The following is a 17005-nucleotide window of genomic DNA, read 5'->3' as shown; positions in this document are numbered from 1 at the left end:
GCAAGCTGGGGTCATGGAGATCGCGGCGGCCGCAGACGCATTCGCCGACCACCTGCTGCGGGTGCGTCGGCTGTCGTCGGCGACGGTGAAGGCCTATCGCTCCGACCTTCGAGACCTCGCCGCTTCTGCAGGGGAAGTCGCCGTCGAGGACGTCGACCTGGAAGTCCTCCGGGACTGGCTCTGGAACGCCACGCAGCGTGGAGACGCGCGGTCCACTCTCGCGCGCCGCGCCGCGACCGCACGGTCCTTCTTCGGCTGGGCAACTGAACAGGGGATCGCCGCGCATGACCCGAGCCTGAGATTGGTCGCGCCGAAGAAGGGGAGGACGTTGCCGACGGTCGCCTCGCGCGATGCGATGTCCGAGCTTCTCGACGCGCATCGCGCCACAGCGTCGGAGGGTGACCCACTCGCGCTGCGAGACCATGCCGTCCTCGAGCTGCTCTACGGGTCCGGCATCCGCGTCTCCGAGCTCTGCGGTCTGGACGTCGACGATCTCGACCTCGAGCGCGGCACAGCCCGAGTGGTCGGCAAGGGAGACAAGGAACGCGTCGTCCCCTACGGGGCGCCGGCACGAGATGCGCTCTCCGCCTACCTGCGACGAGGAAGGCCGGTCCTCATCGCCAGGTCACGGACCTTCACCCCCGCCGTGATGCTCGGAAGCAGAGGAGGGCGAGTGGGCCCGCGAACGGTGTACGAACTCGTCGCGCGTGTCCTGGCACCGATCGTCGGCGCGGAGACGATCGGTCCGCACGCGCTCCGTCATACCGCCGCCACCCACCTCCTCGACGGCGGAGCAGACCTGCGGGCGGTGCAGGAGATACTCGGGCATGCCAGCCTCGGCACCACGCAGATCTACACGCACGTCTCGACCGAGCGCCTGACGGCCACCTACCGGCTCGCCCATCCCCGCGCCTGACTCCGACGACTCGGAAGCTCGATCACGGGGCTTCGCAGCAGGGGAGGAGCACTGCGCGCGGCACATCGCCGAAGAGCAGCATCGGGTTGATGTAGTCCCCGTCGAGACGTACGCCGAGATGGATCGCGCCGGGCGGTGTGTGCCCGCCAGCATCGACCACTCCGATCTCCTGACCCTCTGCAACGAGATCGCCGACCAGGAGATCGGATCGCAACGGTTCGAATGTCGACACCAGCCCGCCGGCGTGCTCGATGGTGATGAGCTGCCGATCCACGACCGTCCCGCGGAAAGCGACGACTCCGTCAGCAGGAGCCGAGACCGTCGTCCCCATCGCGGCGCTGAGATCGACGCCACGATGCCCGGCGCCGTATCGATGAGCCGGAGCGCGGTAGGGCGCGACGACCGAGCGTGGTCCGGTGACCGGCCAGCTCCAGGCGGGTACGTCAGGCTCGTCGGACCACGCTGCCGCGCCGGGGGAGAGCATCACTGCGAAGGCGACCATCGAGACGACGAGAAGAGTCGGGGTGAGCAGGGCTCGTGTTCTGGATCTCAAGCGCATGAAGGCATCCTGATGGCTCGACGCTGCCGCGGTGCACCATGCGCAGTGCGGCGTACACATCCGGGGAGTAAGACGTGACACCACGCCACTGTGCAGGGGAAGCCACGGTGCAGGGGAGCCGGCCGTCTGATCCTGTATGCTGGAGGAGCACCTCGAGATCGAGGTGACTACGCGTGCCCAGAGCGACTCGTTTCGCGGCATCTACTCCCACAGGTCCTGTCCTCCGACAGGCGGGTGTGAGCCGGGCACCAGGGAGTCCGATCATCCGGTCGGCTTGCAACCTCAACGGCGCAGAATCGCGCCAGAACCAGGAGACGACCATGGCTGTGGTCACCATCCGCCAGCTGCTCGACAGCGGCGTGCACTTCGGACACCAGACCCGTCGGTGGAACCCGAAGGTCAAGCGCTTCATCCTCACCGAGCGCAGCGGCATCCACATCATCGACCTCCAGCAGTCGCTCGGCTACATCGACAAGGCGTACGACTTCGTCAAGGAGACGGTCGCCCACGGCGGCACCATCCTCTTCGTCGGCACCAAGAAGCAGGCGCAGGAGATCCTGGCGGAGCAGGCGACACGTGTCGGCCAGCCGTTCGTGAACCAGCGCTGGCTCGGCGGTCTCCTCACCAACTTCCAGACGATCTCGAAGCGTCTGGCTCGTATGAAGGAGCTCGAGGAGCTCGACTACGAGACCCCGGCGAACAGCGGCTTCACGAAGAAGGAGCTGCTTCTCAAGAAGCGCGAGCTCGACAAGCTGCACAAGTCGCTCGGTGGTATCCGCAACCTCACGAAGACGCCGTCTGCCATCTGGGTCGTCGACGCCAAGCGTGAGCACCTCGCCATCGACGAGGCCAAGAAGCTCGGCATCCCCGTGATCGGCATCCTCGACACGAACGCCGACCCGGACGACTTCCAGTACCCGATCCCCGGCAACGACGACGCCATCCGTTCGGTGTCGCTGCTCACCCGCATCATCGCGGACGCTGCGGCCGAGGGTCTGCAGCAGAAGCACAACCCGGAGACCGGTGACGCCGAGCCTCTCGCCGACTGGGAGAAGGAGCTCCTCGAGGCCCCCGCACAGGAGGTCCAGGAGTCCGCTGACGCCGCCGAGGTCACCACCGCGGATGACGCTGCCGCGGTCGTCGAGACCCCCGCTGCCGACGAGACCGCCGCCGACGAGGCCGGTGCAGAGGCACACGACGAGGCGATCGCCGCCGCTTCCGGTGAGGAGACCGCTGAGGTCGCCGCCGCCGAAGCCGCTGACGCCAAGTAATCCCTCGTACACACACCTAACGAAGCAAGGAGCCACCACACATGGCCAACTTCACCATCGCTGACCTGAAGGCGCTGCGCGAGCAGCTCGGCACCGGAATGGTCGACACCAAGAAGGCGCTCGAGGAGGCCGACGGAGACGTCGCGAAGGCCACCGAGATCCTGCGTCTCAAGGGTGCGAAGGGCAACGCGAAGCGCGCTGACCGTTCGACCAGCGAGGGACTCATCGTCGCTCGCGAGCAGGATGGCGCCGTGACGCTCATCGAGCTCGCGTGCGAGACGGACTTCGTCGCGAAGAACGAGCGCTTCATCGCGCTGGCCGACAAGGTCGCCGACGCCGCAGCCGCGGTGAAGGCCGACTCGGTCGAGGCCGCCCTGGCTGCATCCGCCGGCGACAAGAGCGTCGAGCAGGTCATCTCCGAAGAGGCTGCGATCATCGGCGAGAAGGTCGAGCTGCGTCGAGTGCGCACGATCTCCGGCGACAAGGTCGAGGTCTACCTGCACCGCACGAGCAAGGACCTGCCGCCGCAGATCGGCGTCGTCGTCGCCTACACGGGTGACGACGCCGAGACCGCGCGCAGCATCGCTCAGCACATCTCCTTCGCCAACCCGTCGTACTTGTCCCGCGAGGACGTCCCGGCGGACGCTGTCGAGAAGGAGCGCGAGATCGTCACCGAGATCTCCCGCAACGAGGGCAAGCCGGAAGCGGCTCTCCCGAAGATCGTCGAAGGCCGCGTCTCCGCGTTCATCAAGCAGGTCGCCCTGCTCGAGCAGGACTACGCCAAGGACAACAAGCTCTCTGTCGCCCAGGTGGCGAAGGACGCCGGTATCACCGTCACGGACTTCGCGCGCTTCAAGGTCGGCGCGTAGCAACGTCGAAGGGGTTCGGATCGTCATGATCCGAACCCCTTCTTCATGCCCACGAGGCACTATCTTGAATCGGGACGAGAGGACACCCACCCATGACTGAACGCACCGGACGCCGCCGCGTCCTTCTCAAGCTCTCCGGAGAGGCCTTCGGCGCTGGACAGCTGGGCGTCAACCCGGATGTCGTCAGCCAGATCGCGCGCGACATCGCCGCTGCCGTCGACCGCGTCGAGGTGGCGATCGTCGTCGGGGGAGGGAACTTCTTCCGCGGAGCCGAGCTGAGCCAGCGCGGCATGGACCGTGGACGCGCCGATTACATGGGAATGCTCGGCACGGTCATGAACGCACTTGCGTTGCAGGACTTCCTCGAGCAGGCCGGTGCCGCCACGCGCGTGCAGTCGGCGATCTCGATGACTCAGGTCGCGGAGCCCTACATCCCGCGTCGGGCTGAGCGTCACCTCGAGAAGGGGCGCGTCGTGATCTTCGGAGCCGGCGCGGGTCTTCCGTACTTCTCGACCGACACGGTCGCGGCTCAGCGTGCGCTGGAGATCGGTGCGGAGGAGGTCCTCGTCGCCAAGAACGGCGTCGATGCCATCTACACCGCGGATCCGAACAAGCACGCCGACGCCGAGCGCATCGAGCGGGTCACCTACAGCGACGCACTGCAGCGCGGCCTGAAGGTGGTCGATTCGACAGCGTTCAGTCTCTGCATGGACAACAACATGAACATGCGGGTCTTCGGCATGGAGCCGGCGGGCAACGTCACCCGCGCTCTGCTCGGAGACCCGATCGGCACGCTGGTCACCACCTGAGTGTGCGACGGGCGGAGACGACTTCGCCCGATAGAATTTGCAGAACACCCCGACGATAGGAGTCACCGTGATCGCGGACGTCCTCGCTGAAACCACCACTCGCATGAACCGGGCGGTCGAAGCTGCCAAGGAGGACTTCTCCACGGTGCGCACCGGTCGTGCGAACCCGCAGATGTTCCAGAAGGTCCTCGTGGACTACTACGGCACTCCCACGCCGATCGCGCAGCTCGCGTCCCTGGCGAACCAGGAGGCGCGGACGCTCATCATCACGCCGTACGACAAGTCCGCTCTGAAGGCGATCGAGCAGGCCATCCGCGACATGCCGAACCTCGGTGCGAATCCCACGAACGACGGCAACCTGGTGCGTGTGACAATGCCGGAGCTCACCGCCGAGCGGCGCAAGGAGTACGTCAAGCTCGTCAAGACCAAGGCAGAGGACGCGAAGGTCCACGTCCGTGGCATCCGCCGCAAGGCCAAGGATGAGCTGGACGCGCTCAAGAGCGAGCTCGGTGAGGATGAGATCGCTCGCGGTGAGAAGGAGCTCGATGTTCTGACGCGCCAGCATGTCGATCTCATCGATGACGCGCTGAAGCGCAAAGAGGCAGAACTCCTCGAGGTGTAGTCGGGATGTCTGACGAAACGCGAGATGCCGACGACGACAAGCCGTTCGCGCGTCGAGACGCGCATCACGGTACCCCGTCCGAAGGCGTCCCGCTCGTCGATGCGGCGTTCCCCACGTTCGACAGTGCCGAGGTACCCCCTCGGCCGCCACTTCCAGCCCCCGCGGACCGCGTCGCAGTCGGGGACATCAGCTCCCTGGACACGGCAGATCACAACGCCATCCGCGAGCAGTGGCGGGCGGCGAGGGATGAGCTCGGCAGCCACGTCTCCCACGCACGTGACCAGCTCGACCAGGCGAACGAACGCATCAAGGAGCGCACCGGCCGGGATCTCATCCTCGCCACGGTGATCGGCCTCGCGTTCGGAGCTGCGCTGCTCGGCTCCCTGCTCTTCCTCAAGGTGCTCTTCGTCCCGTTCGCCCTCGCGGCCGCGTTGCTGGGCGTGTACGAGCTCTCGAGAGCCCTGCGGGGTTCCGGGCGGCGAGTCGACGTGGTGCCCCAACTGATCGCAGCCACTTTCCTCGTGCTTTCGGCATACTTCGCGGAGCCGTGGCTCTGCTGGGTGATGCTCTTCGTGTCCGTTGCCTTCGTGATCGTCTGGCGACTCATCGCGCAGATGGTGGAGAAGGACGGACGGACTTACGGCGACGTGCTCGCAGACGCCGTGATCAGCGGCTTCGTCCAGGTGTACGTCCCCTTCCTCGCGGGTATCGCGCTCATCCTGCTCAAGCAGGAGGGCGGTGAGTGGTGGGTGCTCAGCTTCATCGCGATCGCCGTCGCCGCTGACACGGGTGCCTACGCCGCCGGTCTGGCCTTCGGCCGACACCCCATGGCGCCGAAGATCAGTCCGAAGAAGACCTGGGAAGGGTTCGGAGGGGCGGTCGCCGCGTCCATCGCCGCTGGCGTGCTGCTGGCGATCTTCCTCCTGGAGCTGCCGTGGTGGTGCGGCCTCGTGTTCGGTGTCTCGATCCTGCTCTCAGCGACGCTCGGCGACCTGGGTGAATCCATGCTGAAGCGCGACCTCGGCATCAAGGACATGAGTTCCTGGTTGCCGGGTCACGGCGGGCTGCTCGATCGACTCGACAGCATCCTTCCCTCCACCATCCCCGCTCTGTGTCTCTACTTCCTCTTCTCTCCTTGGGTGGCTCTGTGATGACCGAAGATCAGTTGGACGAACAGCCCACGCAGGCGCCCGCGGCGTTCGCCCTCACCTCCGGACGCGTGCGCGGATACCACCGTGCAGCCGTCGACACGTTCCTCGCCTCGGCCCGCCGCGCCTTCGAAGAGGGCGGCGCTGACCTCAGCGCGGAGGATGTGCGGACGGCCTCGTTCCCTCTGGTCAAGAACGGCTACGTGGTCGCCGATGTCGATGCTGCACTCGGACGCGTCGAAGATGCCTTCGCCGCGCGGGAACGCGAGCGAGTGGTGCGCGCACAGGGGGCCGGAGCCTGGGTCGAGCGGGCACGGGAGGACGCGCAGGTCATCTTGGATCACCTGGCTCGCCCCCGTCGGCATCGTTTCGCCCGCACCGGGGTGCTTACTTTCGGCTATCGTCTCGACGAGGTCGACCACGTGTCGACCCGCATCGTTCGTTACCTGCGTGACGGGGACGCCCTGACCGCCGAGCAGCTGCGGTCCGCAGCCTTCCGGATGCAGCGCGGCGGATACCGCGAGGAGCAGGTGGATGCCCTTCTCGACGCCACGATCGACGTCATCCTCGCGGTTCGTTGAGGTTCCTGATGGTCGATTCAGGCGACCTTGCGTAGACTGTCCCTCATCGTGAACTCCCGAAACGACATGACTCTAGACAGAAACGACCGTTCGCCTGTGCCCGCAGCGAAGGCCGGTTCGGCGCGCACGGGCACCCGTCGCTGGTCTCGGAGCCGCGGCGTCGTCGGCGTCTTCAGCGCCCTCGCGGTCGTCGGCTTCGCTGGCGCGCTCGTCGCTCCGACCGGGGTGGCACTGGCCGCGCCGGCACCGGAGGAGTCGCCGGACTCGGCGTATTCGCTCGCGCTCGCTGACACGCAGAACCTCACCGTCACCGTCGAAGGTGCCGAGATCGCGCCGGTCGTGCGCGGAGGCTTCGAAGTGTACGTGAAGCCGAAACCGGCTCCCGTCCCCACGGTTGCTGCAGCGCCCAAAACCGGGTCGTCCGGCGGTTCATCCCGCGGCGCGCTTCCTCCGTACACGGGTGGTGGGGCTCCTGCGGAGTGGATGGCCGCCGCCGGTATCGCGCAGAGCGACTGGCAGTACGTCGACTACGTCGTCTCGCGTGAGAGCGGCTGGAACCCCAACGCCACGAACAAGTCGTCAGGGGCATGTGGACTGGTGCAGGCTCTGCCCTGCAGCAAGGTTCCCGGCAACGGTTACAACCCGGTCGACAACCTCCGCTGGGCGACGGGCTACGCGACCGGCCGCTACGGCAGCTGGGCCGGCGCCTACAACTTCTGGGTCAACAACCACTGGTGGTGAGCAGGCACGATGCCCCGCTCCCGCAGACGCCCTTCGGCGCGCCCTGAATCCGAGGACTCATTCGATCGTCTCCTCGCCGGCTGGAAGCGCACCGAGACTCGACGTGGCAGCGAGTGGACCGTTCAACCGGTGTCGGCCGCGCAGGCACAGAAGGAGTACGTGTGCCCCGGCTGCGGCCGGGGCATCGTCGCCGGGACAGCTCATCTCGTCGCCTGGCGTGCGGACGGGGTACTCGGGGACGCCGCTGACCTGGCGGCCCGTCGGCACTGGCACACGCACTGTTGGAGGCTTGCATGACCATCGAGATCCGTGGACCGCTGGAATTGCCCGCACGACGCGAGGACATCGAACTGATCACGGCGGACGGCCTCACCCTCGTCGGGGAGCTCTCTCAGCCCGAGGATGCACCACCGGTCGCGACGCTCGTGACGTTGCATCCCCTGCCGACCGCCGGCGGCTTCATGGACTCGCACATCATCCGGAAGGCGGCCGCACGGCTGCCCGCCCTCGCAGACCTGGCCGTCCTGAGGTTCAACACGCGAGGCACCACATCCCCACGAGGGACCAGCGACGGGAGTTTCGACGGGGGAGCCGCTGAACAGTTCGACGTGGCCGCCGCGATGGACTTCGTCCGCGAGCGCGCTCTACCGCGCCCCTGGCTGCTCGGATGGTCCTTCGGCACGGAGCTCGCTCTGAAGTACGGCCGGGAGCACGACATCGAAGGCATCATCCTTCTCTCGCCGCCGCTGCACCGCGCCACGCCGGAAGAGGTCGCCGCCTGGGCGTCGACCGACCGCACCGTCGTGGTCCTGGTGCCGGAACTCGACGACTATTTGCGTCCGGCCGAGGCAAAGGACCGCTTCGCCTCGATTCCGCACGCCACGCTCATCGCGGTGGAGGGCGGCAAGCATCTCTGGGTGGGCGAGACGCAGACGCGGCGCGTGCTCACCGAGATCGTCGCGGCGGTCAACCCCTCCGCATTGCCTCTCGCCACCCACTGGCCCGCCGACGACTGAGAGGCCGACGGCCTCGACGTCAGAGCTCGTTCATCCGAGGGATGAGCACCTGGCGGTAGATGATCAGGATGCTCGCGGCCACGGGGATCGCGATCAGAGCGCCGAGGAGGCCGAGCAGGCTTCCACCGGCGAGGGCCGCCACCACGACCACGGCACCGGGCACCGATACGGCGCGGCTCATGATGCGAGGCGAGATGATGTACGCCTCGATCTGCATGTAGATCAGGTAGTAGATCGCGGCGGCGATGGCGGTCGCCGGGGAGCCGAGTCCGGGGATGAGACATACCAGCACGATGATCGTCGAGCCGGTGAGCGTGCCGACGAGCGGGATCAGCGAGAAGAAGAAGGCGATCACGGCCAGGACGGCGGGGAAGGGCGCATCGATGATCGAGAGGTAGATCGCGCTGAGCACACCGTTGAGCACACCCTGCGATACCTGGCCCATGACGTAATAGCCGACCGAGTCGGTGATCTGCTCCGACAGGTCGATGAATCGATCGCGCTTCGACGCGGGCGCGAGCTGGTAGACAGCGCGCTTGAGCGACGGCGTCGATGCCGTCAGGTAGATCGTCAGGATCAGGACGATGAACGCTCCGAACAGGCCGCCCAGCACAGCGCCGCTGGCAACGAGCACGCCCTGACCGATGGATCCGCCGATCTCGGCGAGGTTGCTCGTCAACCAGTTGGTGACGTACGTGAAGACATCGTCGACGAGAAGGTTCGGGAAGGCGTCCTGTATCCACTCTTTGAGGTCGGGTATCAGATTCCCGCGCTGGACGATCGCCGAGATCTGGGCGACCAGCTGGGAGATCTGGTCCACCAGGACCGGGAGGACGATGAGCACGATGCTCACGAAGACGCCGAGCACCGCGAGGATCGTCACCAACACGGCCGCCCAGCGGGGGAGCCGTCGGCGTTCGAGGAACGAGACGAGCGGGTCGAGTCCGAGACTCAGGAACAGGGCGGTGCCGAGATAGAGCAGCACGGTGGAGAGATTCTGCACGCTGTTGATCAGCAGGATCCCCAACCCCACGCCGAGCGTCGCCACCAGGGCGGTGCGGAAGGGATTGTGGATCTTCATCGGAGACTCCTCGGGACGGCTCCCGCAAGATTATCCAGACGCGCTTCGTCGGCGCGGACGACGTGCCGGTCCAGCCGTCACTGCGTCTGCTCGTGGGCAACACACAGCTGATTTCGCTAGTCTGAAATGTCGAGTGTTGCGTCGCGGACAGAGGTCCGTGATGCGTGAGGAGACTATTCGTGCGTTTCGTATGGGCCGTGGTGGCCTTCGTGCTGGCTGCCGTACTGATCGGTGCAGGGATTGCTCAGCGCACCATCTTCATGGGCCCCTCCACTCAGAAGACCCAAGTCGAGATCAGTGAACCGGCACCGTTCGTTCTCATCGACGGCGATGTTCTTCGAGCGAATCCCGGTGCCCAGACACTGATCGTCCGTGGGCAGGGCGAGATCTTCGGCAGCTACGGTCGCACGGCCGACATGGAGGCCTGGCTCGCGGACTCTGACTACAACCAGGTCACGATGAAGAAGGACGGCGATCTGGCCGTCAAGCACATCGCCGCCTCCGACTCCGAGACCGACACGTCCACCGATGCTCCGAGCGACGGACAGGCCGATCCGTCAGAAGGCGCTCCGACGGGCCGTGACCCGCGCGGCTCCGACCTCTGGCTCGACTCCTTCGTCAAGGAGGATCGCCTCACCGCGGAGAACATGCAGCTTCCCGAAGGCACGAGTCTGCTCGTCGCCTATGACGGGACCGCCGACGCTCCCGATGACATCGTGGTGTCCTGGCCGCTCGACAACTCGACCCCGTGGGCCGGACCGCTCATGGTCGCGGGTGGGGTCATGCTGCTGCTCGGCCTCATCCTCTACGTTCTGGCCATCCGGCATCAGCGTCGGGGCCGTGGTCCGCGTCGCAAGGGACCCGGTCCGCTACCGATAACCGAGCCCATCGACCTCGCCACGCTTCCGCCCGCGGAGCGCGCGGCGATCGAAGACAGCGAGTCCGCCACGGCGACGGCCCCCGCGGAGTCGAGTCCACGGCAGGACGACGATGCGGAGGAGGCCGAGATCGTGGACGAGGGTAAAGACCCCGGCTCCAAGACATCGATGCGAGCCGCGACCGTTCGTCGTCGGCGCCGTCTTCTCGTGATCCCCGCGCTCGGGCTCACAGCCATACTCGCAGCCGGTTGCTCGTCCGACTCCTGGCCGCAGCTGGGCGACGCCTCGCCGACCCCCTCGCCGAGCCCCACGGTGGTCGCACCGGAGAACCAGAAGCCGCCGGCGGTCACCGAAGCTCAGGCCAAGCGCATCCTCAAGTCTCTCGCCGGCACCGTGAGTGAGGCCGACGCAGCCCTCGATCTCGATCTGCTCGCGACGCGCTTCGAAGGACCCGCACTCGCGACGAGGACGACGGAGTACGCGTTGCGGACGAAGATCCCGGAGACGGTGCCGCCCGCCGCCATCCCGACCGACGACGTGGAGGTCGTGCTTCCCGAGGCGACCGACCAGTGGCCTCGCACCGTCCTGATGCTGTCGAAGACGGGAGACGACACCGTGCCGCCCGTCGTGCTCACGATGACGCAGGCCGACCCGTGGTCGAACTACAAGGTCTCGCACATGGCGGAGATGTCTGCGGACGCCGCCTTCCCGGAAGTCGCTGCATCCTGGCTCGGCACGTCTCTCGTGCCGTCCGACTCGGCCTTCCTCACTATCCCTCCTGCCGATCTGGCCACGACGTTCGCCGACGTCGTCGATCAGGGGGAACAGAGCGCGTCGTACGGGAAGTTCGACGATCTCGCCCTCACCTACGCGAAGTCGATCACCGACAGCCGTCAGGCCGTGGTCCAGGCGCTCGCGGACAAGGGCGCCGCCGAAACCTCGAAGGCGGCCTTCGATATGGCCGCGACGCAGGATGCCCCCATCTCGATGACGACTCTCGACAGCGGAGCCATCGTCGCCGTCACCCTCACCGATACGGAAACAGTGACGCCGACCGGCGAGGACGTCTCCATCCGCTTCGGTGACAACGCGCAGGCGAAGGCGCTCACCGACGCGACCGAGTCGGCGAAGGGCGTCGAGACGACCTACGAGTTCCAGCTGTTCTTCTCGGTCCCTGCCAAGGGATCGACGGAGCAGATCCGGCTCCTGGCAGCCCACCAGGACCTCCTGTCCGTGAAGGTGATCAAATGAGTGAGATCTCTCCCGCCGCCCTGCGTGGTGCCGTGGACCTGTCGAGCCTCCGCAACCGGCCGGCAACTCCGACCGAGGCGGCCTCCGCACCGCCTGTCGCCGATGTCGTCGTCGATGCGACCGACGAGACGTTCGGACAGATCCTCGAGCTCTCGCGGACCGTCCCCGTGGTCGTCGACCTCTGGGCGGAGTGGTGTGGTCCGTGCAAGCAGCTGAGCCCGATCATCGAGAAGGTGACGCGCGAACTCGGGGGACGAGTGCTGCTCGCCAAGGTCGACGTCGATGCGAATCCCCAGCTCGCCCAGAGCTTCCGCGCGCAGTCGATCCCGATGGTGGTCGCGCTGATCGCCGGGCAGCCCGTGCCCATGTTCACGGGTGCCGTGCCCGAGCAGCAGGTGCGCGATGTGTTCGCCCAGCTGCTCCAGGTGGCGGCCCAGAACGGTGTCACCGGGTCGCTCTCGGTGTCCGAGGAGGGTGCAGAGCCGGCGCCCCCTGCAGAGCCGGAGCTTCCACCGCTGCACGCTGAGGCGTTCGCAGCGATCGAGCTCGGGGACTACGCGGCGGCCATCACGGCCTATGAGAAGGCGCTCGCGGAGAACCCCCGTGACGCGGACGCGATCGCGGGGCTCGGCCAGGTGCGCCTCCTCGACCGCGTGCAGGGCCTCGATCTGCAGGCGGCGCGCGCTGCGGCAGCGGATGGCCCGCTCGATGTCCAGGCGCAGTTCGACGTGGCCGACCTCGATCTCGCCGGGGGACACGTGGAAGACGCCTTCGGCAGGCTGCTCGACCTGTTCGCGCAGCTCCCGGCGGATCAGCGCACTCCGGTGAGGGAGCGTCTTGTCGAGCTCTTCGGACTCATCGGCGCGGAGGATCCGCGAGTGGTGTCGGCGCGCAACCGACTGTCGTCGCTGCTCTTCTAGGGCGACGTTCTCCGGTACCGTTCTCGGCCCTGGCGCGCGTACGCGCCAGGGCGTCTCAGCCGTGGTTGACGGTCGGCACGTGTGGGTCGGACTGGTACCGCAGCCACAGAGTGGACAGCGCAGGCAGCGTCAGGCTCGCGACAGGAGCGCCGCCTTCTAGCGGCTTCGCGTACACCAGGCCGAGGTTCCCCGATCCGCGGCCCCCGTAGTCGGCGGCATCCGTGTTGAGCACCTCCTGCCACACGCCCTCGCGGGGCAGGTTGAGCTGGTAGCCCGTGCGTTCCACGCCGGCGAAGTTGCTGACGACGACCAGGCGCCCCCCGTGGGCGTCACGTCGTTCGAAGGCGATCACCGTGGGATCCCAGCTCGGCGCTCCGAGACGGCTGAACGACGAGCCGTCGTTGTCGCGCTCCCACAGCGGCGCCTGCGCCCGGTAGGAGCGGTTCATCGCCCCGACGAAGTCCTGCAGCTGCGCGTGTGAGGGCTGGTCGAGAAGCCACCAGTCCAGCTCCCGACCCTCCGACCACTCGGCGAGCTGACCGAATTCCTGCCCCATGAAGAGCAGCTTCTTGCCGGGATGACCCCACATGTAGGCGAGATACGCGCGGACGTTCGCGAGCTTGTGCCAGTGATCGCCCGGCATCTTGGCGAGCAGACTGCCCTTGCCGTGCACGACTTCGTCGTGACTGATGGGAAGCAGGTAGTTCTCTCCGAAGGCGTACACGAAGGAGAAGGTCATCTCGCCTTCATGGTGACCGCGGTACATCGGGTCGCGGGCGATGTACTGGAGCGAGTCGTTCATCCACCCCATGTTCCATTTGAAGCCGAACCCCAGACCCGCGTGATCGGTCGGAGCAGTGACCCCGGGGAAGCTGGTCGACTCCTCCGCGATCATCAGGATTCCCGGGTGCAGCCGGTACGAGGTGGCGTTGACCTCCTGCAGGAAGCGGATCGCCTCGAGGTTCTCGCGTCCGCCGTGGATGTTCGGCTCCCATTGGCCGGGTTCGCGCGAGTAGTCGAGATAGAGCATGGAGGCGACCGCGTCAACGCGAAGGCCGTCGACGTGGAACTCCTCGAGCCAGTAGAGCGCGTTGGCGACGAGGAATCCCCGTACTTCCGGCCTGCCGTAGTCGAAGATCAGCGTCCCCCAGTCCTGGTGCTCTCCCCGTCGCGGATCGGGGTGCTCGTAGAGCGGCTGTCCGTCGAAGCGGGCGAGGGCGAAGGCGTCCTTGGGGAAGTGACCCGGCACCCAGTCCATGATGACGCCGATGCCTGCCTGGTGCAGCCGGTCGATGAGGTAGCGGAGGTCGTCGGGGCTGCCGAAACGACTGGTCGGGGCGTAGTACCCGCTCACCTGGTATCCCCAGGATCCGCCGAAGGGGTGCTCCGCGAGCGGCATGAACTCGACATGGGTGAATCCCGCGTCCGTCACGTGCTGGATGAGCGGATCCGCGATCTCGCGATAGCCAAGTCCACCTCGCCACGATCCGACGTGGACCTCGTAGACCGACAGCGGTTGCGCGACGGCATGGGTGGCCGCCCTCCTGGTCATCCAGGCGCCATCGGACCAGGAGTGGGAGGAGGTGGTCACGACGGACGCTGTGTCCGGCGGCACCTCCGCCGCGAGCGCCATCGGATCGGCCTTGAGGATCCACGCGCCGTCGCGGGTGCGGATCTGATACTTGTACCTGGTGCCGATCGGGATCCCGGGGACGAAGAGCTCCCAGACGCCGCTGACTCCCATCGAGCGCATGGCGTGCGACTCGCCGTTCCAGCCGTTGTGGTCACCGACCACGCGCACGGCTGAGGCATTCGGGGCCCAGACGGCGAATGAGACGCCGATCTCTCCGTCGAAGGTGCGCACGTGTGCTCCCAGCACCTCCCAGAGACGTTCGTGACGCCCCTCGGCGATGAGGTGGAGGTCGAGGTCGCCCAGAGTCGGGGGATGGCGGTAGGGGTCGCCGACGACCGTCTCCTCGTGATCGCCGTACCGCGTCGCGATCCGATACGGGAGTGGAGGGCCGTCGTGCTGAGCTTCCCAGATGCCGTGCGCCACATGGGAGAGTTCGAGCCTGCTCCCGTCGGCGAACACGGCAGCGACCGTACCTGCGAGGGGGCGTCTCGCCCGGATGACGGTGACGGTACGATCAGCGGCATCTTTGTGCGCGTGCGCTCCGAGAACCGCGTGCGGATCGTGATGCGTGGCCGCTGAGATCGCCTCCCACTCGGTGGATGCCGCGACGTCTTCGGTGTAGCTCATGATCGCTCCCTCACCTTCAGGATGTGCACCGGCTCGGCGAACGCGTCGAGTCGTACGTAGTTGTGGTCGCTCCAGGTCCAGATCGCTCCGGTGAGGAGATCCTCCACCTCGAAGGCTTCCCCCAGCGGGGTTCCCCATTGCGTCGTGTCGAGGTGCACGGTCGTCTCGCGAACCGAGTGCGGATCGACGTTGGCGACCACGATGATGGTGTCCGGGCGTCCGGTACCGGTGAACTCGGCAGCAAGGTGCTTGCTGTAGACGAGGACGGCGTCGTCGTCGCTCCAGTGCACCCGGAAGTTGCGAAGCTGCTGCAGCGCCGGGTGTGCCTCCCGGATAGCGTTGAGTCTGCGCAGGAGGGGAGCGAGCGATTCGCCTCTGGCTTCGGCTCCCGCCCAGTCGCGGAACTTGAACTCGTACTTCTCGTTGTCGATGTTCTCTTCCGAGCCGGGCCTGGCGACGTTCTCGAACAGCTCGTATCCGGCGTACACGCCGTAGACGGGGCCGGCCGTCGCCGCGATGCAGGCCCGGATACGGTAGGCCGCCCTGCCGCCGAACTGCAGGTACTCGGTGAGGATGTCATGCGTGTTCACGAACAGGTTCGGACGCATGTAGTCGGAGGTCTCCTGCGACACCGACGTCAGGAACTCCTCGAGCTCCGCCTTCGTGTTGCGCCACGTGAAGTAGCTGTAGCTCTGCTGGAAGCCCACGGCGGCGAGCGCGCGCATGACCGCCGGGCGTGTGAACGCCTCAGCCAGGAAGATGACGTCGGGGTCGGCCGCATTCACCTCGGCGATGAGCCACTCCCAGAACTGGAGCGGCTTGGTGTGCGGGTTGTCGACGCGGAAGATCTTCACGCCCTGCGCAACCCAGTGCTGCACGATGCGCAGCATCTCGGCGTAGATGCCCGCGGGATCATTGTCGAAGTTGAGCGGGTAGATGTCCTGGTACTTCTTCGGCGGGTTCTCGGCGTAGGCGATCGTCCCGTCGGGGAGGGTCGTGAACCACTCAGGATGCTCCTGCACCCACGGGTGGTCGGGAGAGGCTTGCAGCGCGAGATCGAGAGCGACTTCCAGGCCCTCCTTCCGGGCTGCACGCACGAAGGCGCGGAAATCCTGGGCCGAGCCGAGGTCCGGATGGATGGCGTCGTGTCCGCCCTCCGCTGCGCCGATCGCGTACGGGGAGCCCGGGTCTCCCGGTTCGGCCGTGAGGGTGTTGTTGCGGCCCTTGCGGTTGGTCGTGCCGATCGGATGGATGGGGACCAGGTAGACGACGTCGAACCCCATGGCTGCGACCTCGGGCAGCCGTCGTGTCGCCGTACGGAACGTACCGCTCCTGACCGTACCGTCCTTGAGGCGTCTGGCGCCCTCGGAGCGCGGGAAGAACTCGTACCAGGCGCCGACACCCGCGGCGCGCCGGTCGACGTCCAGCATCTGGGGGAGTGTGACGGAGCGCAGCGACGTGACAGGACGCTCTCGGAAGATCTGTGCGAGCTCTGCATCCGTCGAAAGGGCGATGGTCGTCGCGGCATCTCCGTTGCGGAGCGAGAGGGCATCAGCGGCCAGTCGTCTCCGCTGCGCTGCAGGACGGTCCTTCTCAGCGGCGGCGGTGGTGAGGAGATCGGCGCCGAGCGCCGCCATGACCGGGACGTCGACGCCGGCCGCCACCTTCAGCGCGGCGGCGTGGGCCCAGGTCGCGAAGTCGTCGGAGAAGGCTTCGAACCGGTAGCTCCAGGAGCCCTGCTCGTCGAGCGCGATCTCCGCCACCCACGCGTCGGTGCCGTCATCGCGCGGCGTGAGGCGATGCAGGCTCTCTTCGCCGGAGGGCGATGTGAGGCGGACATGCACGCCGATGATGTCGTGCCCCTCTCGGAACGCGACCACCCGGAACGGGACGACCTCGCCGACGAAGGCCTTCGGAGTGAACCCGCCAGGGACGGTGGGCGCAGGCTCGAGGAGCGGGATACGCGTCGTCCGCAACGAGCCGGGAGCATCTGCTCCGTCCGCGGCGCGCGCCGGGATCTGAGCGGGGCTCCGAAGAGCCGAGGACCGAGTACCAGCACGAGCAGCCACCTCCCGAATGTACC

The 17005-nt window shown here is 66.9% G+C and carries 16 protein-coding genes; 12 read left to right on the top strand and 4 right to left on the bottom strand.

Annotation, left to right across the window (positions count from 1 at the left end):
* The first annotated feature begins 13 nt into the window (after positions 1-13).
* Complete coding sequence (locus MOX01_RS11490; protein ID WP_046747066.1) at positions 14-916, top strand: tyrosine recombinase XerC; 903 nt, start codon at positions 14-16, stop codon at positions 914-916.
* Positions 917-938: 22 nt separating this feature from the next.
* On the opposite strand, the gene MOX01_RS11485 is transcribed toward MOX01_RS11490, so the two are convergent.
* The gene (locus tag MOX01_RS11485; RefSeq protein ID WP_141369805.1) at positions 939-1475 is read right to left on the bottom strand and encodes a murein hydrolase activator EnvC family protein; all 537 of its coding nucleotides are present in this window, start codon (positions 1473-1475) and stop codon (positions 939-941) included.
* 320 nt (positions 1476-1795) lie between these two features.
* Here MOX01_RS11485 and rpsB point away from each other — a divergent pair, with 320 nt between their 5' ends.
* From rpsB to MOX01_RS11440, 9 genes are all read left to right on the top strand, one after another.
* Complete coding sequence (gene rpsB, locus MOX01_RS11480) at positions 1796-2746, top strand: 30S ribosomal protein S2 (RefSeq protein ID WP_046747065.1); 951 nt, start codon at positions 1796-1798, stop codon at positions 2744-2746.
* Between the two features lie 41 nt (positions 2747-2787).
* The gene (tsf, locus tag MOX01_RS11475; protein ID WP_141369803.1) at positions 2788-3615 is read left to right on the top strand and encodes a translation elongation factor Ts; all 828 of its coding nucleotides are present in this window, start codon (positions 2788-2790) and stop codon (positions 3613-3615) included.
* A 92-nt stretch (positions 3616-3707) separates the two neighbouring features.
* On the top strand, positions 3708-4424 hold the full coding sequence (gene pyrH, locus MOX01_RS11470; RefSeq protein ID WP_046747064.1) for a UMP kinase: 717 nt from the start codon (positions 3708-3710) through the stop codon (positions 4422-4424).
* Positions 4425-4491: 67 nt separating this feature from the next.
* Entirely contained in the window at positions 4492-5046 is a 555-nt protein-coding gene (gene frr / locus MOX01_RS11465; RefSeq protein ID WP_017830710.1) for a ribosome recycling factor, read from the top strand.
* Positions 5047-5051: 5 nt separating this feature from the next.
* Complete coding sequence (locus MOX01_RS11460; RefSeq protein ID WP_061018443.1) at positions 5052-6197, top strand: phosphatidate cytidylyltransferase; 1146 nt, start codon at positions 5052-5054, stop codon at positions 6195-6197.
* Positions 6197-6775 (top strand): DivIVA domain-containing protein, encoded by a 579-nt coding sequence (locus MOX01_RS11455; protein ID WP_058630616.1) that lies wholly within the window; start codon positions 6197-6199, stop codon positions 6773-6775. The genes MOX01_RS11460 and MOX01_RS11455 overlap by 1 nt, the downstream gene beginning before the upstream one ends.
* Before the next feature lie 66 nt (positions 6776-6841).
* On the top strand, positions 6842-7516 hold the full coding sequence (locus MOX01_RS11450; RefSeq protein WP_218867353.1) for an aggregation-promoting factor C-terminal-like domain-containing protein: 675 nt from the start codon (positions 6842-6844) through the stop codon (positions 7514-7516).
* 9 nt (positions 7517-7525) lie between these two features.
* Positions 7526-7813 (top strand): Rv1322 family protein, encoded by a 288-nt coding sequence (locus MOX01_RS19400; protein WP_082108564.1) that lies wholly within the window; start codon positions 7526-7528, stop codon positions 7811-7813.
* Entirely contained in the window at positions 7810-8532 is a 723-nt protein-coding gene (locus MOX01_RS11440) for an alpha/beta hydrolase (RefSeq protein ID WP_058630617.1), read from the top strand. Before MOX01_RS19400 ends, MOX01_RS11440 begins: the two co-directional genes overlap by 4 nt.
* Before the next feature lie 19 nt (positions 8533-8551).
* On the opposite strand, the gene MOX01_RS11435 is transcribed toward MOX01_RS11440, so the two are convergent.
* Positions 8552-9613 (bottom strand): AI-2E family transporter, encoded by a 1062-nt coding sequence (locus MOX01_RS11435; protein ID WP_046747060.1) that lies wholly within the window; start codon positions 9611-9613, stop codon positions 8552-8554.
* A gap of 179 nt (positions 9614-9792) precedes the next feature.
* On the opposite strand from MOX01_RS11435, the gene MOX01_RS11430 reads away from it, so the two are divergent.
* Together MOX01_RS11430 and MOX01_RS11425 are read left to right on the top strand one after the other, a co-directional pair.
* A complete protein-coding gene (locus tag MOX01_RS11430; protein ID WP_058630618.1) occupies positions 9793-11742 on the top strand; it encodes a DUF8094 domain-containing protein in 1950 nt (649 codons plus the stop codon).
* Positions 11739-12662 carry a tetratricopeptide repeat protein gene (locus MOX01_RS11425; protein WP_113681929.1) on the top strand — a complete coding sequence of 308 codons (924 nt, stop codon included), beginning with the start codon at positions 11739-11741 and terminating at the stop codon, positions 12660-12662. Before MOX01_RS11430 ends, MOX01_RS11425 begins: the two co-directional genes overlap by 4 nt.
* Before the next feature lie 55 nt (positions 12663-12717).
* Here MOX01_RS11425 and glgB read toward each other — a convergent pair whose 3' ends face one another.
* Positions 12718-14922: a 1,4-alpha-glucan branching protein GlgB gene (glgB, locus tag MOX01_RS11420; RefSeq protein WP_141369801.1), complete on the bottom strand. Its 2205-nt coding sequence runs from the start codon at positions 14920-14922 to the stop codon at positions 12718-12720.
* Positions 14919-16991, bottom strand: a complete 2073-nt coding sequence (locus MOX01_RS11415; RefSeq protein WP_230977887.1) for an alpha-1,4-glucan--maltose-1-phosphate maltosyltransferase — start codon at positions 16989-16991, stop codon at positions 14919-14921. Before MOX01_RS11415 ends, glgB begins: the two co-directional genes overlap by 4 nt.
* Positions 16992-17005: the final 14 nt, after the last annotated feature.

The organism is Microbacterium oxydans (assembly GCF_006540085.1).
Classification (GTDB): Bacteria; Actinomycetota; Actinomycetes; order Actinomycetales; family Microbacteriaceae; genus Microbacterium; species Microbacterium oxydans.
This window is presented reverse-complemented; position numbering and strand designations above follow the sequence as displayed.

What these genes read in the sequence shown, in the direction of transcription:
- MOX01_RS11490 (WP_046747066.1), top strand. Translation starts at nt 14, where the DNA reads ATGGAGATCGCGGCGGCCGCAGACGCATTCGCCGACCACCTGCTGCGG.
- MOX01_RS11485 (WP_141369805.1), bottom strand. Translation starts at nt 1,475, where the DNA reads ATGCGCTTGAGATCCAGAACACGAGCCCTGCTCACCCCGACTCTTCTC.
- rpsB (WP_046747065.1), top strand. Translation starts at nt 1,796, where the DNA reads ATGGCTGTGGTCACCATCCGCCAGCTGCTCGACAGCGGCGTGCACTTC.
- tsf (WP_141369803.1), top strand. Translation starts at nt 2,788, where the DNA reads ATGGCCAACTTCACCATCGCTGACCTGAAGGCGCTGCGCGAGCAGCTC.
- pyrH (WP_046747064.1), top strand. Translation starts at nt 3,708, where the DNA reads ATGACTGAACGCACCGGACGCCGCCGCGTCCTTCTCAAGCTCTCCGGA.
- MOX01_RS11460 (WP_061018443.1), top strand. Translation starts at nt 5,052, where the DNA reads ATGTCTGACGAAACGCGAGATGCCGACGACGACAAGCCGTTCGCGCGT.
- MOX01_RS11455 (WP_058630616.1), top strand. Translation starts at nt 6,197, where the DNA reads ATGACCGAAGATCAGTTGGACGAACAGCCCACGCAGGCGCCCGCGGCG.
- MOX01_RS11450 (WP_218867353.1), top strand. Translation starts at nt 6,842, where the DNA reads ATGACTCTAGACAGAAACGACCGTTCGCCTGTGCCCGCAGCGAAGGCC.
- MOX01_RS19400 (WP_082108564.1), top strand. Translation starts at nt 7,526, where the DNA reads ATGCCCCGCTCCCGCAGACGCCCTTCGGCGCGCCCTGAATCCGAGGAC.
- MOX01_RS11440 (WP_058630617.1), top strand. Translation starts at nt 7,810, where the DNA reads ATGACCATCGAGATCCGTGGACCGCTGGAATTGCCCGCACGACGCGAG.
- MOX01_RS11435 (WP_046747060.1), bottom strand. Translation starts at nt 9,613, where the DNA reads ATGAAGATCCACAATCCCTTCCGCACCGCCCTGGTGGCGACGCTCGGC.
- MOX01_RS11425 (WP_113681929.1), top strand. Translation starts at nt 11,739, where the DNA reads ATGAGTGAGATCTCTCCCGCCGCCCTGCGTGGTGCCGTGGACCTGTCG.
- glgB (WP_141369801.1), bottom strand. Translation starts at nt 14,922, where the DNA reads ATGAGCTACACCGAAGACGTCGCGGCATCCACCGAGTGGGAGGCGATC.